At 71.8% G+C, this 15,852-nt stretch carries 13 protein-coding genes; 3 read left to right on the top strand and 10 right to left on the bottom strand.

Annotation, left to right across the window (positions count from 1 at the left end; all coding sequences use genetic code 11):
* Positions 1–3 precede the first annotated feature (3 nt).
* The 7 genes from ASC82_RS12745 to uvrC form a co-directional block, all read right to left on the bottom strand.
* Entirely contained in the window at positions 4–1,215 is a 1,212-nt protein-coding gene (locus ASC82_RS12745) for a phosphoglycerate kinase (protein WP_056645976.1), read from the bottom strand.
* 105 nt (positions 1,216–1,320) lie between these two features.
* The gene (gap, locus tag ASC82_RS12740; protein ID WP_056645973.1) at positions 1,321–2,331 is read right to left on the bottom strand and encodes a type I glyceraldehyde-3-phosphate dehydrogenase; all 1,011 of its coding nucleotides are present in this window, start codon (positions 2,329–2,331) and stop codon (positions 1,321–1,323) included.
* A gap of 218 nt (positions 2,332–2,549) precedes the next feature.
* Entirely contained in the window at positions 2,550–5,501 is a 2,952-nt protein-coding gene (locus tag ASC82_RS12735) for a M14 family metallopeptidase (protein WP_056645971.1), read from the bottom strand.
* Between the two features lie 163 nt (positions 5,502–5,664).
* Complete coding sequence (gene whiA / locus ASC82_RS12730) at positions 5,665–6,654, bottom strand: DNA-binding protein WhiA (RefSeq protein ID WP_017238652.1); 990 nt, start codon at positions 6,652–6,654, stop codon at positions 5,665–5,667.
* On the bottom strand, positions 6,645–7,670 hold the full coding sequence (yvcK, locus tag ASC82_RS12725; protein ID WP_056645968.1) for a uridine diphosphate-N-acetylglucosamine-binding protein YvcK: 1,026 nt from the start codon (positions 7,668–7,670) through the stop codon (positions 6,645–6,647). Before yvcK ends, whiA begins: the two co-directional genes overlap by 10 nt.
* Positions 7,667–8,629, bottom strand: coding sequence for an RNase adapter RapZ (gene rapZ / locus ASC82_RS12720; RefSeq protein WP_024758021.1), 963 nt, complete (start codon positions 8,627–8,629; stop codon positions 7,667–7,669). Before rapZ ends, yvcK begins: the two co-directional genes overlap by 4 nt.
* Positions 8,626–10,623, bottom strand: a complete 1,998-nt coding sequence (uvrC, locus tag ASC82_RS12715; protein WP_056645967.1) for an excinuclease ABC subunit UvrC — start codon at positions 10,621–10,623, stop codon at positions 8,626–8,628. The genes rapZ and uvrC overlap by 4 nt, the downstream gene beginning before the upstream one ends.
* A 58-nt stretch (positions 10,624–10,681) precedes the next feature.
* Between uvrC and ASC82_RS12710 the strand changes: the two genes are divergently transcribed.
* A complete protein-coding gene (locus ASC82_RS12710) occupies positions 10,682–11,446 on the top strand; it encodes an SDR family NAD(P)-dependent oxidoreductase (protein WP_056645964.1) in 765 nt (254 codons plus the stop codon).
* Between the two features lie 81 nt (positions 11,447–11,527).
* Entirely contained in the window at positions 11,528–12,526 is a 999-nt protein-coding gene (locus ASC82_RS12705; RefSeq protein WP_199862520.1) for a hypothetical protein, read from the top strand.
* Positions 12,527–12,625: 99 nt separating this feature from the next.
* Here ASC82_RS12705 and ASC82_RS12700 read toward each other — a convergent pair whose 3' ends face one another.
* On the bottom strand, positions 12,626–13,402 hold the full coding sequence (locus ASC82_RS12700; protein ID WP_056646390.1) for a hypothetical protein: 777 nt from the start codon (positions 13,400–13,402) through the stop codon (positions 12,626–12,628).
* Positions 13,403–13,407: 5 nt separating this feature from the next.
* Positions 13,408–13,995, bottom strand: a complete 588-nt coding sequence (locus ASC82_RS12695; RefSeq protein ID WP_056646387.1) for a papain-like cysteine protease family protein — start codon at positions 13,993–13,995, stop codon at positions 13,408–13,410.
* A gap of 235 nt (positions 13,996–14,230) precedes the next feature.
* On the opposite strand from ASC82_RS12695, the gene ASC82_RS12690 reads away from it, so the two are divergent.
* Entirely contained in the window at positions 14,231–15,160 is a 930-nt protein-coding gene (locus ASC82_RS12690; protein WP_056645962.1) for a hypothetical protein, read from the top strand.
* 123 nt (positions 15,161–15,283) lie between these two features.
* Here ASC82_RS12690 and ASC82_RS12685 read toward each other — a convergent pair whose 3' ends face one another.
* Entirely contained in the window at positions 15,284–15,709 is a 426-nt protein-coding gene (locus tag ASC82_RS12685) for a Rieske (2Fe-2S) protein (RefSeq protein ID WP_056645959.1), read from the bottom strand.
* Positions 15,710–15,852: the final 143 nt, after the last annotated feature.

Here is a 15,852-nt window from a genome sequence, read left to right as displayed (position 1 = left end):
GGGTCAGTCCTCCAGTGCGGCGAGGCCGGGAAGCGTCTTGCCCTCGAGGTACTCGAGGGAGGCGCCGCCGCCGGTCGAAATGTGGCCGAATGCCTTCTCGTCGAAGCCCAGGATGCGGACGGCGGCGGCGGAGTCGCCACCACCCACCACCGTGAAGGCCGGGGAGTCGACGAGCGCCTGGGCGACGGCCTTGGTGCCCTCGGCGTAGTCGGGGTGCTCGAAGACGCCCATCGGACCGTTCCAGAAGACGGTGGCCGCGTCGGCGAGCTTCGAGGCGTAGAGCTTACGGGTCTCCGGACCGATGTCCAGGCCCTCCTCGTTCGCCGGGATGGCGTTCGCGGCGACCGTGGTCGGGTGGGCCGGAGCCTTGGTCTTCAGGTCGGGGAACTCGGCCGAGACCAGGACGTCGACGGGGAGGACGAACTCCACGCCGCGCTCCTCGGCGCGCTTCAGGTAGTCCTGAACCGCCGGGACCTGGTCCTCCTGGAGCAGCGAGATGCCGACCTCGTGGCCCTGGGCCTTGAGGAAGGTGTACGCCATGCCGCCGCCGATGAGGATGCGGTCGGCCTTCTCCAGCAGGTGGTCGATGACCCCGAGCTTGTCGGAGACCTTGGCACCGCCGAGCGCGACCACGTACGGCCGCCGAACGTCGTCCGTGAGCTTCCTCAGGACGCCGACCTCGGTGGCGATGAGGTAGCCCGCGGCGTGCGGGAGGCGCGCCGGCAGGTCGTAGACCGAGGCGTGCTTGCGGTGCACGGCGCCGAAGCCGTCGCCGACGTACACGTCGGCGAGCGCGGCCAGCCGGTCCGCGAAGGCGCCGCGCTCGGCGTCGTCCTTCGAGGTCTCGCCGGCGTTGAACCGGAGGTTCTCGATCACGGCGACCCGGCCGTCGGCGAGGCCGGCGACGGTGGCCGTGGCGGACTCGCCGACCGTGTCGGTCGCGAAGGCCACCTCGGCGCCGAGCAGCTCGCCGAGGCGAGCGGCGGCCGGGGCGAGGGAGAACGCCGGGTCCGGGGCGCCCTTCGGGCGGCCCAGGTGCGAGGCGACCACGACGCGGGCGCCGGCATCGGCCAGCGCCTTCACCGTGGGGACGACGGCGCGGATGCGGCCGTCGTCGGTGATGGTCGTGCCGTCGAGGGGCACGTTGAGGTCGGCGCGGACGAACACCCGCTTGCCGGAGACGCCTTCGGCGAGAAGCTCGTCGATCGTCTTCATCTGTCACAGACTCCTTGGTACGCGGTGGAGCACACGAGACAGGGCTCGCACAGCGCGGCGTTGCGCTGCCCGAGCCCTGCTCACATCGAAAGCCTGCCCTGAAGTTTAGAGCTGGCCGCCGACGAAGACGGTGAGGTCGACGAGACGGTTGGAGTAGCCCCACTCGTTGTCGTACCAACCCAGGATCTTCACCGTGTTGCCTTCCTGGACCATGGTCAGGGAGGCGTCGAAGGTGCAGGAGGCCGGGTCGCTCACGATGTCCGAGGACACGATCGGGTCCTCGGTGTAGTACAGGATGCCCTTGAGGTCGCCGTCGTCGGCGGCCTTCTTGAACGCGGCGTTGACCTCGTCCTTGGTGACCTCGCGGTCCAGGGTGACGACCAGGTCGGTGGCGGAACCGGTCGGGACCGGGACGCGCATGGCGATGCCGTCGAGCTTGCCCTTGAGCTGCGGGAGGACCAGGGCGGTGGCCTTGGCGGCACCCGTCGTGGTCGGGATGATGTTCTCCGCGGCGGCGCGGGCGCGGCGCAGGTCCTTGTGCGGGAAGTCCAGGATGCGCTGGTCGTTGGTGTACGCGTGGACCGTGGTCATCAGGCCCTTGACGATGCCGAAGTTCTCGTCGAGAACCTTCGCCATCGGCGCGACACAGTTGGTGGTGCAGGACGCGTTCGAGATGACGTTGTGCTGCGCCGGGTCGTACTTGTCCTGGTTGACGCCCATGACGATGGTGATGTCCTCGTCGGTGGCCGGAGCCGAGATGAGGACCTTCTTGGCGCCGCCGGCGATGTGCTTCTCGGCGTCGGCCTTCTTGGTGAAGATGCCGGTCGACTCGATGACGATGTCGACGCCGAGGTCGCCCCAGGGGATGTCGGCCGGGTTGCGCTCGGAGAGCACCTTGATGGTGCGGCCGTCGACGGTGATGGTGTCGGCGGTGTGGGTGACCTCGGCCTTGAGGCGTCCCAGGATGGTGTCGTACTTCAGGAGGTGCGCGGTGGTCGCGGTGTCACCCAGGTCGTTGACGGCCACGATCTCGATGTCAGCACCCTGATCAAGGAGCGCGCGGAAGTAGTTCCGGCCGATGCGGCCAAAGCCGTTGATGCCTACGCGGATCGTCACGAACCGATCTCCTCGTTAGGTACGCCGGTGTGCTCGACGCCGGCGAGATTTTTGTTTTTAGGGATGTCCCCGACCGCTTACGACCCTACCTCTCCAGGGCCCTGGGAGTGACATCGCGCGCAACCGCACGAGCCCGGAAAGTGAGGAAAAACGGCCGACGGCCCGTACCTACCAACGGGTACGGGCCGTCGTGGGACCTTTGTCCCCACTACTCTCCGTCAGCGACGGAGCACCGCCAGGGCGCGGCCGACGAGCCGTCCCCGCTCGGCCGCACCGGTCACGTGCTCCAGGCCGTAGCCGAGGAGGACGGTGTCACGGGTGGTGACCGCGGCCTGGGAGTGGAAGAGCGCCGCGGAGCGCGTCCAGTCCGAGCCGTTGCCGGGGCTGCCGTCCGGTGCGCCGGGTACGGACCAGGCGCCGAGGCCGGCCTCGAAGCCCTCCGCCTCCGTGGTGGTGCCGGTGACGAGCCGGGTGTCGTCGACGAAGGCGCCCGTCTCTCCCGTACCGGGGTCGGAGACGTACGAGATCGAGAGCTCGACCTGCTTGCCCGCCCAGGCGCTCAGGTCGACGGAGGCCTGCCGCCAGCCGTTGGAGGGGCCGGTGAAGGCGTTCCAGGAGCCGGTGGTGCCGGTCGACGCGCAGCCGTCCTCGCCGACGGTGAGGTAGCGGGCGAGGAAGGGGTGGTCGCGGACGTAGTAGCCCTCGCCGCAGTCGGCCGGGGGCTCGGTGGAGGTGCCGCCGTTGGTGTCGGGCAGGGTCGTCCAGTCGTCCTGGCCGACGGTGTGGGCCTCGACGACGACGTTGTCGTAGCCGGGCTCGGTGTCGTAGCTGATCTGGAAGTCCAGGCGGGGCTTCGACGCGGCGACGACGCCGGTGAGGTCGACGGTCCTGGCGAGCCGGGCCCAGGTGCCGTCGGCGTGCTTGACGGCCGCGAAGGTCGCGCCCTCGGCGGGCTCGAAGGGGGTGCGGACGCCCGGGTAGTCACCGGCGGAGGCGCTGTCGGCGAACTGCGGGAACTCCTTCGGCTTCAGGGTGTCCGAGGTGACGGTGTACGCGCCGGCGTTGTCCAGCGGGTTGTCGGCGGCGGCGCCGAGGCTCGCGCCGACTCCGGCGAAGGCTCCGGTGCCGGCGAAGGCGGGCGGCTGCCCGAGGCCGGCCCGGTGGTAGGCGCCGAGGTAGTACTGGGCGAAGTCGTTGGTCTCGGCCCGGCCGACCACGGTGAGCCCGCCGGACTTCTCGCCGGCGTTGATCAGCTTGCCGCCCTCGTTGAGGTAGGCGCGGACGGCGAGCTGGGTGGGCCCGGAGGGCCGCTCGGCGCCGGTGTACCAGACGACGGTGCGGAAGTGGGAGAGGACGCCGAGGGCGTCCGGGGTGCCCTGGGTGGCGACGTCCCAGACGGCGGCCTTGCGGCCGTTGTCGGCGAGCGCCTTCACGTAGGCGGCGGTGTGCTTCGCCGCGGTGGTGCCGCCCTCGTCGGCGAGGACGAGCACGTCGCCGCGGGGCCGCTCGGCCACCTTGTAGGTGAAGGGGGCGGAGGCGGTGGCCTTGCCCTCGCGGGTGCGGGCGGTGAACCGGACCTCGACGGAGTCGCCGGGCCCGGCGCCCTCGACCTCGGCGCGGTACTCGTCGAAGTAGAGGTTGTCCTCGCCGCCGTAGGTCTCGCCGCCCTTCCAGGCGTCGAGCTCCTCGCGGTGGGTGCGGCCGCCGTTGATCCGGTAGGTCAGCGTCTTGTCGCGCAGGGACTTGCGCGCGGTGACGGCGACCTCCTGGTCCCCGCCGCGGGCGTAGGACGTGGTGAAGGCGGCCGGGGTGAAGTCGGGGGCCTCCGTGCCGACCGGGGAGACGGGCTTGTCCGGGCGGGCGGCGCTCTCGGCGACGGCGAGCGCGAAGGGGATGTTCTTGGCGAACTCGGCCTGGATCAGCTTCTCGTCGTCCGGGAAGGTGAAGACGGAGGCGCAGTCGGCCGGGTTCCAGGCGTCGTTCGGGTCGACCCGGGAGGCGGTGGCGCAGGTCGACATCTCCGGGGTGAACATCTGCATCCCGTTGACGTTGGCGGCGTGTCCGTCCGCCTCGCCGTTGGTGATGTACAGCTCCGAGGAGACCTGCGGCCGGTAGCCGGGCACGGCCGACTTCTGCGGGGTGCCGGCGAGGGACTTGAGGGCCACGTCGTCGGGGGTGTCGGTGGCGACCTGCCAGCCGACGCCGTACAGCAGGAGCTGGGCGGCCGAGTGGTAGTTGATGCCGTACGAGAAGCCGATCCGCTTCTGGAAGGCGTCGAGGGCCTTGGTCTCGGGCTCCGACATGGGGCCGGTGCCGCGGAAGGTCTCGTCGGCCGGGTCGGGGGACGAACCCTCGTTGTCGTAGCCCCACTTGTAGGCGAAGTTCCGGTTGAGGTCGACGCCGTCGCCCGAGGCGATCCGCCCGTCCCCGTCGTTGTCGCGGAGGTTCTTGCGCCACTGCCGGTTCTCGGGGTCGGCGTGGGTGAAGTCGTAGCCGTCCGGGTTGGCGGAGAGCACGAACCACAGCTCGGTGGAGTCGACGATCCGGGTGATCCGCTCGTCCTTGCCGTACCCGTCGAGGTAGTGGTGGAGCAGCCGCCGGGTCATCTCCGGGGTGATCCACTCGCGTGCGTGCTGGTTGGAGAGGTAGAGCGTGGCGGGCTTCGAGCCGTCCTTGACGCGCGCCGCGCCCTTGCTGACCTTGAGGGCGAGGATGTCCTGGCCCTTGAGGGTCTTGCCGATCGAGACGACCTTGGTGATGCCGGGGTTGGCCCTGGCCGTGTCGAGGATCTCCTGCTTGAGGCCGTTCGGACCGCTGTACGGGCGGAAGACGCCGTCTCCGGCGGCGGCGTTCCGCTGCTCGGCCCGCTCGGTCAGGGTGTGCTCGGCGAGCTCGACGCCCTGGCCGCGCAGCTGCCCCGCCTGCCGGTCGGTGAGGAAGAGCTCGACCGTCGCGGAGCCCTTGGCGGGCACCTGCTCGGTCATCTCGTGGGCGTCGGCGCCGGCTTCGAGGAGCAGCGGAACCTGCTCCTGGGTGACCTTGGCGCGCCATACGGAGAGGGCGTCGCCGCCGTCCCGGTCGTTCGGCTGTGCTCCGGCGACGGGTGCCGCCGCCACTCCCGCGATCAGCAGTGAAGCCGCGGCGAGGATCGATCTCGCTCTGCGTCTCATGAGCCCCCCTTGCTGTTGCCTGCCACGTAGATGAACAGACGCCAGGCTCATGGGCGTCCATGGGCCTGTCAAGGGTGCCTCGCGGGGGAACGACAAAGCTGCCGGTGCCTCAGAAAGGCACCGGCAGCGTGGAGTTCGGGATTCCGTACAGGAACGGAACCGGTCAGCCGACGAGGCTGTCGTCGAGCTCCTCGGTCAGGTTGGACTCGGTCCCGGGAATGCCCAGGTCCTGCGCCCGCTTGTCGGCCATCGCGAGCAGCCGGCGGATCCGCCCGGCCACCGCGTCCTTGGTGAGCGGCGGGTCGGCCAGCGCGCCCAGCTCCTCCAGGGAGGCCTGCTTGTGCTCCATGCGGAGCCGGCCCGCGGCGGCGAGGTGCTCGGGCACCTCCTCGGCGAGGATCTCCAGGGCGCGCTGCACCCGGGCTCCCGCGGCGACCGCGGCACGCGCCGAGCGGCGCAGGTTGGCGTCGTCGAAGTTGGCCAGGCGGTTGGCCGTGGCGCGGACCTCGCGCCGCATCCGCCGCTCCTCCCAGGCCAGCACCGACTCGTGCGCGCCGAGCCGGGTCAGCAGGGCGCCGATCGCGTCGCCGTCGCGGACGACGACCCGGTCCACGCCCCGCACCTCGCGGGCCTTCGCCGCGATGGAGAGCCGGCGGGCCGCGCCGACCAGGGCGAGCGCCGCCTCCGGTCCCGGGCAGGTGACCTCCAGGGAGGAGGACCGGCCGGGCTCGGTCAGCGAGCCGTGGGCGAGGAACGCGCCGCGCCAGGCCGCCTCCGCGTCACAGGTCGCGCCGGAGACCACCTGCGGGGGCAGACCCCGGATGGGGCGGCCCCTGCCGTCCACGAGGCCCGTCTGGCGGGCGAGCTGGTCGCCGCCCGCGACCACCCGCACCACGAAGCGCGAGCCGCGCCGCAGCCCGCCGGGGGCCATCACGATCAGTTCGGAACTGTGTCCGAAGATCTCCAGAATGTCCCGCTTCAGGCGGCGCGCCGCCATCGCCGTGTCCAGCTCCGCCTCGATCACGATGCGGCCGCTCACCAGGTGCAGCCCGCCCGCGAACCGCAGGATCGACGAGACCTCTGCCTTCCTGCAGCAGGTCCGGGTGACGGGAAGCCGGGAGATCTCGTCCTTCACCGCTGCCGTCATCGCCATGGGCCGATCCTTCCATGCATCCGAAAAATACGGTCGTACGCGGCGGCCAACAGCTCCGGGTCATGCTTCGCGGAGCCGTCGGGCCCGGCCACCGGCGCCAGCTCGACCGCGGCGCCGAGCCGCTTGGCGGCATCGGCGAGGGACTCGCGATCGGGCACGGCTGCCTCGTCGGCGAGCACCACGTCCAGGGCGAGTTTAGGGGCGTGTCGTCCCAAAACCTCCAAATGACGCTGCGGAGAGAAGCCCTCGGTTTCTCCGGGCTGCGGAGCGAGGTTCAGCGAGAGCACCTTCCGGGCCTTCGTCTCGACGAGCGCGTCGAGGATCTCGGGGACCAGAAGGTGCGGGATCACCGAGGAGAACCAGGAGCCCGGACCCACGACCACCCAGTCCGCGTCGAGCACGGCCGCGACCGCCTCGGGCACGGCCGGCGGGTCGTGCGGCACGAGGTGCACGGACTGCACCTCACCGGGGGTGAGGGCCACCGTCGCCTGGCCGCGCACGGTGTCCACGTCGTCCGGCCGCTCCGGGTCGTGGCCCTTGACCAGGGCCTGGAGCTCCAGGGGTACGGCGGACATGGGCAGCACGCGGCCCTGGGCGCCGAGCAGCCTGCCCACCAGGTCCAGGGCCTGGACGGGGTCGCCGAGCTGCTCCCAGAGGGCGACGATCAGCAGATTGCCGACGGCGTGGCCGTGCATCTCGCCCTTGGACTGGAAGCGGTGCTGGATCACCCGGGCCCAGGTCTGGCCCCAGTCGTCGTCCCCGCAGAGCGCGGCGAGCGCCTTGCGCAGGTCGCCCGGGGGCAGCACGCCGAGCTCCTCCCGGAGCCGGCCGCTGGAGCCCCCGTCGTCGGCGACGGTGACGACGGCGGTCAGGTCGCCGGTGATCCGGCGGAGGGCGGCCAGGGAGGCCGACAGGCCCATGCCGCCGCCCAGCGCGACGACCTTGGGCTGGGCGCCGCGTCTGCGGAGCGAGCGTCGCGCCGTCAGCGTGGAGACGCGTCGACGGTACGGCTTCACTCGCGCCCCATGTCCCGGTGCACGACGACGGTCTCGACCCCTTCGGCGGCGATGCGGGCGGCGAGCCTCTCGGCGGTGGCGACGGAGCGGTGCTTGCCGCCCGTGCAGCCCACGGCGATGGTCACGTACCGCTTGCCCTCGCGGCGGTAGCCCGCGGCGATCAGCTGGAGGAGCTCCGTGTAGCGGTCCAGGAACTCCTTGGCGCCGGGCTGGTTGTAGACGTAGTTCGACACCTCCTCGTTGAGGCCGGTGAAGGGGCGCAGCTCGGGGACCCAGTGCGGGTTCGGCAGGAAGCGCATGTCGACGACGAGGTCGGCGTCGACGGGCAGGCCGTACTTGAAGCCGAAGGACATGACGGTGGCGCGGAGCTCGGGCTCCTCGTCCCCGGCGAACTGGGCGTCCATCTTGGCGCGCAGCTCGTGGACGTTGAGGCTGGAGGTGTCGATCACCAGGTCGGCGTCGCCGCGCAGCTCGCGCAGCAGGTCGCGCTCGGCGGCGATGCCGTCGGTGATCCGGCCGTCGCCCTGGAGGGGGTGCGGCCTGCGGACCGACTCGAAGCGCCGGACCAGGGCGTCGTCGGAGGACTCGAGGAAGACGATCCGGCGGGTGACCTGCTTGGAGTCGAGGTCGGCGAGGGAGTCCCGGAGGTTGTCGAAGAACTGCCGGCCGCGGACGTCCACGACGACGGCGATCCGGGCGACGTTGCCCTGGGAGCGGGCGCCGAGCTCCACCATGGTGGGGATCAGCGCGGGCGGCAGGTTGTCCACGACGAACCAGCCCAGGTCCTCGAGACACTTCGCCGCGGTGGAACGGCCTGCTCCGGACATGCCGGAGATGATCACCAGTTCGGGAATGGCCGCCTCGGCGCCGTTGTCGCCGGGGGTCTCCTTCGTGCCCGTACTCACGTGTCCTGCTCCGTCTTCTCGGTCGTGCTCGTCGTGCTGCTCGTGCGTGGTCATGCCGTGCCGCCCCCGTCGTCTTCCATGATCTCTCCTGTCGCCGTGTTCACGGCGGGTGCGGCCGGGGCCGCCTGGGCGAGGGCCACGACCACCGACTCCGCGGTCTTCCGGCCCATGCCGGGGACCTCGCAGATCTGCTCGATTGTCGCCTGCCGGAGCCGCTTCACCGAGCCGAAATGCTTGATCAACGCCTGTTTCCGCGTCTCGCCGAGCCCCGGGACGGCGTCGAGGGGGCTGGTCCGGATGCGTTTCGTCCGCTTGGAGCGCTGGTAGCGGATGGCGAAGTCGTGAGCCGTGTCACGCACCCGCTGGAGCAGGTAGAGGCCCTCGCTGGAGCGGGGCAGCACCACCGGGTCGTCGTCGCCGGGGAGCCAGACCTCCTCCAGGCGCTTGGCGAGCCCGCACACCGCGATGTCGTCGATGCCGAGCTCGTCGAGCGCGCGCCGGGCGGCGGCGACCTGCGGCTGCCCGCCGTCGACCACGACGAGCTGCGGCGGGTACGCGAAGCGCTTGGGCCGCCCGTCGTCCTCACCGGGGGTCTGCGCGGGAACCTCGCCCTCCAGCAGGTCCCCGTCGACCCACTCGCCGGTCTTCTCCTTCTCGGCGAGGTAGCGCTTGAAGCGCCGGCTGATCACCTCGTGCATCGAGCGGACGTCGTCCTGGCCCTCGAAGCCCTTGATCTGGAAGCGGCGGTACTCGCTCTTGCGGGGCAGCCCGTCCTCGAAGACGACCATCGAGGCCACGACGTCCTCGCCCTGGAGGTGCGAGATGTCGAAGCACTCGATCCGCAGCGGCGCCGAGTCCAGGTCCAGGGCCTCGGCGATCTCCTCCAGGGCCCGGGAGCGGGTGGTCAGGTCGCTGGCGCGCTTGGTCTTGTGCAGGACGAGCGCCTGCTGCGCGTTCCGCGCGACCGTCTCCATCAGGTCCTTCTTGTCGCCGCGCTGCGGGATCCGCAGCGAGACGTTGGAGCCGCGTCGGCCGGCGAGCCAGGCGGTGACGGCCTCGGTGTCCTCCGGCAGCGCCGGTACCAGGACCTCCTTGGGGACGGTGTCGCCGCTCTCCTCCCCGTACAGCTGCTGGATCGCGTGCTCGACGAGCCCGGCCGTGTCGACGGCCTCGACCTTGTCGGTGACCCAGCCGCGCTGGCCGCGCACGCGCCCGCCGCGCACGTGGAAGATCTGGACGGCGGCCTCCAGCTCGTCCTCGGCGAGGGCGATCAGGTCGGCGTCGGTGGCGTCGGCGAGGACGACCGCGCTCTTCTCCATGGCCCGGCGCAGGGCCTCTATGTCGTCACGGAGCCGGCCGGCCTTCTCGTACTCCATGTCCTCGGCCGCGATCATCATCTGCTTCTCGAGGCGGCGGATGTACGTGCCGGTGCGGCCGGCCATGAAGTCGCAGAACTCATCGGCCAGTTCGCGGTGCTCCTTGGGCGTGACCCGGCCCACGCAGGGGGCCGAGCACTTGCCGATGTAGCCGAGGAGGCAGGGTCGGCCCGCCGAGGCCGCGTTCCGGAAGACGCCCGCCGAGCACGTCCGCACGGGGAAGACCCGCAGCATCAGGTCGACGGTCTCGCGGATCGCCCACGCGTGCGCGTACGGCCCGAAGTAGCGCACGCCCTTCTTCTTGTGGCCGCGCAGGACCTGGACGCGCGGGAACTCCTCGTTGAGCGTGACCGCGAGGTACGGATAGCTCTTGTCGTCCCGGTACTTGACGTTGAACCGGGGGTCGAACTCCTTGATCCAGGAGTACTCCAGCTGGAGCGCCTCGACCTCGGTCGAGACGACGGTCCACTCCACGGAGGCGGCGGTGGTCACCATGGTGGCCGTGCGCGGGTGCAGGCTCACGAGCGGCTGGAAGTAGTTCGCCAGCCGCTGACGCAGGGACTTCGCCTTCCCCACGTAGATCACCCTGCGGTGCTCGTCACGGAATTTGTAGACCCCCGGCGAGTCGGGGATCTGCCCCGGCTTGGGGCGGTAGCTGGAGGGGTCTGCCATGCTCCCCACCCTACTGGCGGGGACCGACACTCCGGCCTCGCGCACTCGTTGGCGAAGCATGGCGAATCAGGTGACGGGACGGGCCGCGGGGCGGCTGGCGGACCGGGTGTGCGTGATCACGGGAGCGGCGAGCGGGATCGGCCGCGCGACGGCGGAGCGGTTCCTCTCCGAGGGGGCGCGCGTGGTGGCCGCGGACCTCGACGGGGAGCGGCTGGCGACGCTGGAGGGAGCGGTCCCCGTGACCGGCGACGTGTCCGTCGCGGAGGACGCCCGGCGGATGATCGACACGGCGGTGGAGCGCTACGGGCGCCTCGACGTGCTGGTGGCCAACGCCGGCGTCATCCCGCTGCTCGACATCACCGAGGCCGAGGCGGCGGACTTCGACACGGTGATGGCCGTCGACGGCCGGGGCATGTTCCTGACCTGCAAGTACGCGATCGAGGCGATGCTCGTCTCGGGCGGCGGGGCGATCGTGTGCACGTCGTCGATCTCGGGGGTCGCCGGGCAGGCGCGGCAGGCCGTCTACGGCCCCGCGAAGTTCGTGGCGAGCGGGCTGACGAAGCACCTGGCGGTGGAGTGGGCGGAGCGCGGGATCCGGGTGAACGCGGTGGCCCCGGGCACGATCGAGACGGAGCGGGTCGCCGCCGCCCGCGACGAGCCCGGCGGCCCGGAGTACCTCTCCGAGGTACTCGGCGCCCACCCGATGGCCCGCTTCGGCACCCCTGAGGAGGTGGCCGCCGCGATCCTCTTCCTCGCCTCGGACGAGGCGTCCTTCATCACGGGCGCGATCCTCCCGGTGGACGGCGGCTACCTGGCCCGTTGAACCGGCCACCGGCCTCGGTGCCGCTCACGGCGCGTGTGCGACGATCACTCGTCGCACACAACACCCTGGGGGTAGGACACCGTGAATCTCGGCGGAATCAAGAGGCTGGGCCGGGCGGCGGGCGCCCTCCTCGCGCTCGCTCTGGGCGGCTCGCTGCTCGGCGCCGCACCCGCCACCGCCGCGTCGACGGCCTTCGAGTACCAGGTGACGCGCAACGCCGACACGTACCTCGACGTGCCGGGTACGGAGATAGCCTTCGACGCGCTCGCCGGCGAGCGGTCGGTCCTGCGGTCCCGGTCCTTCTCGACGGGCCCGGTCCCGGAGCTCGCGGCCGGTGACAACATCGGCAACACCTTCGCCATCCGCTGCCGCAACGCGGACGGCACGGCCCTGCCGGCCGGGACGGAGGCCGGGGCCTTCTGGGCGGCGAACCTGGTGCCGCCGAACGAGACCTCGCTGACCGCGGGGCTCCGCTGGATGTTCATCGCGCCCGCGGACGGCAGCTACACCTGCCGCCTGTCGATCCTCTCGTACTCCTCGATCATCACCGGCGGCCGGACCGTCACCATGCGTGTGCCGGCCGGGGCCGAACTGGCCAGGGAGATCCACTCCTCGATGTCCCGCTGGACGCTGCTCGCCGGCAGCGGCACCACGGTCGCCCGCGGCTCCACCGTCTCCACCCTCGGTTCCACGAACACCCCGACGGGCGAGGACATCGTCGTCTACCAGGACGCGGAGCTGACGACCTGCATGGCCGGCTCCTCGATCTGCTCGGGCGGCACCCCCGACCACACCGCCACCCGCGCCGAGACCTGGGTCGAGGCGCAGCCCAGGAACGCCGACGGAGCGCTGTGCGGCGGCCCGATCAAGGGCCCGGTCGCGGTGTGGAACATCACCAACGCCAAGCACCACCAGACGGCGGCCAACACCCTGCGCCTGACGAAGGCACAGCTCGGCGGCTGCACCCAGATCCGGATGACGCTGAAGGTACGGAACGTCGACGGCAACCCGCTGAAGATCCACGACGGCCACAGCTCGGGCCAGATCGCCGCCACTCACGGCGCGGCCTACAGCTACTGACCCACACCCCTCCGGGGCCTGCTCCGAGAAGGGGCAGGCCCCGGCGGGGTCACCCGTTCCGCCCCGCGGAACGCTCGCCGTCGGCCGTGGGGTGGCGGCTCAGGACTCCCGGGCGGCGCGCCGGCGGCGTATCGCCGCCGTGCCGATCAGGCCGAGCGCCAGGACCGCGCCCGCGCCCGCCGCGGTGGAGGCCACCGTGACGGCGGGCCCCTCATGAGCCGCCGGTGCGTCCGCCTGCGGTGCGTACCCGCCCGCCGCGCCCTTCTTCGCGTACGCCGAGCCCGGGAGCTTGTCCCCGTACGCCTCGGCGACCCGCGACCGGTACGCGGCCAGACTCGTCCCGTTCTTCCCGACGGCCCGCACCGCGTCCTCGTCCAGCGGCAGCACCTTCGCGCCCTTCTGGACGTACCAGGCGTCGATCTGCGGCTCCCGGAAGACGAGCCCGCCGGGCAGCACGCGCCCGCCCTGCTCGGCGTACCGGATCTCGTCGTCGCCGGTGGCGATGTTCACGACCTGCCAGCCGCCCGGCTGCTTCACCGTCCACAGCGAGGCCTTCTGGCCGTCGGAGGCGACGGCCCGGCTGGCCCGGAACTCGACGCGGGCGACCGGCGCCCCCGCCTTCCCGGCGACGAAGTCCGGGGAGAGGATCCGTACCGGCACGGACCCGCCCTCGACGCGCGGGGCGGCCGCCGAGCGGGCGAGCGCCCCGTCCCGGGCGAAGAACCGGGACAGGGTGTCCAGGGTCTGCGGCGCGGAGGCGGCCTGTTCGGGGGTCGGCGCGGACGGCAGGGTCTCGGCCGCGGCGGCCGGGAGCGCCCCGAGGGCGACGAGGGCGGCGGTGGTCAGGAGACCGGCGCCGATGGCACGTCCGTTCATCGTCGTCACGCCCCGATCCGGTAGAGCGAGTGGGTCCAGGAGAAGGAGTTGTTGTTGACGTACCAGGAGTGCGAGGCCCAGTTGTAGCGGTCGCTGGAGGGCCAGGGATCGCCCCAGTAGACCCAGCTGTTGGCGTCGTCGTAGCCGTAGATCACGTGCATGTGGCCGCCGCCGCTCGACCACTGGATGCGGGTCTCGATCGGCCTGTTCGCGTTGATCTCGGTCTGCACGGTCGGGTAGCGCAGCCATCCGGTGACGTACGAACCGGGGTTGATGCCGGCCCAGCTCAGTCCGGTCTGGACGTTGCCGAGGGTGGCCTGGTTGTTGGGGCAGTCGTAGCCCTGCTGGCGGTTGAAGGCGGCGTTGCAGAACTGGTTCTGGCTGTAGTTGCGGCCGAACCAGGTGGCGATGGTGTTGCCGCCCGCCGCCCAGCACCAGTTGGTCTTCTGCTGAGCCTGCATGGTGATGTCGAGCTGCTTGTAGCCGAGGGTGGCGACGTCCTCACCGGCGGGCGCGGCGGACGCCGAGGTGGTGGGGACGAGGAAGAGGGCGGCTGCGGCGAGTGCCGCGAGGGACAGTCTTCTGCTGCGCATCGCGTTCCTCCCGTGGAGGGGGGTGGGGATGTGGGGAGTGGAGGAGCGCGTCCGGACGCTGGTCAGGAGCATCGGCCGTTGTCGGGAGCGGGTCAACACGCTTCAATGCGGGGTGACATCGGACTGTGAACGGTGTGACCCGGGTGTGAACAGACGCCCTTGGCCCACCTGCCCGCCCACCGCCCGCGGCGCGACGGTCCGCTCCCCCACCGTGAACGTTCACTGAGGAGCCCTCGTGAGCCACACCGAGGCCGATCTTGCGCAGCTGCTGCACACCGGTCCCTTCCATCTGGCGCTGCGCACCGCGTTCGCCGTGCGCGGGCTGCCGCTCCAGCGGGTCCAGCACCATCTGGCACACCGGGGCATCAGGGTCGGTGTGACGAGCCTGAGCTACTGGCAGCAAGGCGCCCGGCGGCCGCAGCGGCCGGAGTCCCTGAAGGCCGTGCGCGCCCTGGAGGAGGTGCTCCAGCTTCCGGGGAACTCGCTCCTCCGGCTCCTGTCGGGGGACGCTGCGGGCCGGGCCGACGTGGAACGCCCGGCGGGCCGCTCGTACCGCTCACTGGTGGAGGCGTCCGGCTCGGTCGAGGAGCTGCTCGCGGAGCTGGAGTCCCCGGCGGACGGCGGGCTGCACACGGTGGGGCATCACGAGCGGGTGCGGATAGGGGCGGCGCGGGAGCTGGTGGGGCGCGAGTCGCAGCACGTCGTGCGGGCGCACCGGGACGGGGTCGACCGCTATCTGGCCATCCACCACGGGGATCCGGGGTGTGATCCGTCCCGGGTGGAGGTGCGGGCCGTGGAGAACTGCCGGACCGGGCGGGTGCGGTGGCACGCCGGGACGGGAGTGGTGGTCGCGGAGCTGCTCTTCGACGCGCGGCTGCGGGCCGGGGACACGCATCTGTTCTCGTACGGCTTCGAGGACGGTACGGCGGGACCGAGCGGGGAGTACGTGCGCGGCTTCAGCTTCGCCGGCGGGCAGTACGTGCTCCAGGTGCGCTTCGACGAGGCGGCGCTGCCGGTGCGGTGCCGGAGGTTCGCCCAGTCGTCGGCGGGCGCGCCGCGCGGGGGCCGCGCGGAGCTGACGCTGAGCGGCCGGCACCGCACCGTGCACGTCGTGGAGCAGGGGGTGCGCCCGGGGATCCTGGGGATCGACTGGGACTGGTCGTGAGGCCCGGGCGCCTACGCTTCGGGCCGGTGCCCCGGGGCGCGTGCCTCGGGCCTACGTCTCGGGGTCGGAGCCTTGAGGCGCGTGCCTCGGGGCCGGAGCCTTGGGGCGCGTGCCTCGTGCGGCTTACGCCTCGGGGCCGGCGACCAGCTTGCCGTTCTCGACGCGGACGGGGACCTCGGGGAGCGGGACCGTCGCCGGGCCCTTGAGCGCCTTGCCGGTCGTCACGTCGAAGCGGCTGCCGTGGCAGGGGCAGTTGCCCGCGTTGTCCTCGATCTTGTCGAGGACGCAGCCGGCGTGGGTGCACTGGGCGCTGAACGCCTTGTACTGGCCCTTGGCCGGGCAGCTCACCAGGACCCGCTGCTCGCGGTAGAGCTTGGCACCGCCGACGGGGACCTCGTCCGGGGCACCGAGGGTGACGGGCACGGTCGGGGTCGGGACCCCGGCGTGGCCGAGCTTCGACTCGGTGGAGCAGGCGGCGACTCCCAGCCCGGCGGCGCCGGCGAGGGCGGCACCCTTCAGTACGGTGCGGCGGCTGGACTGGCCGGACATGAGCGCTCCAGGGCGGGATCGGGGCAAGGCATGACCGAACCGACGATACCGGCGGGCTTCGACGGCCCTTCCCCCGGGCCCGGGCTGAGGCGGGGACGTGAGGCGGCGACGTGAGGGCGGGGCCCCGGATGGGGCCCCGCCTC

The organism is Streptomyces sp. Root431 (genome assembly GCF_001426585.1).
Lineage (GTDB): Bacteria > Actinomycetota > Actinomycetes > Streptomycetales > Streptomycetaceae > Streptomyces > Streptomyces stackebrandtii.
This window is presented reverse-complemented; position numbering and strand designations above follow the sequence as displayed.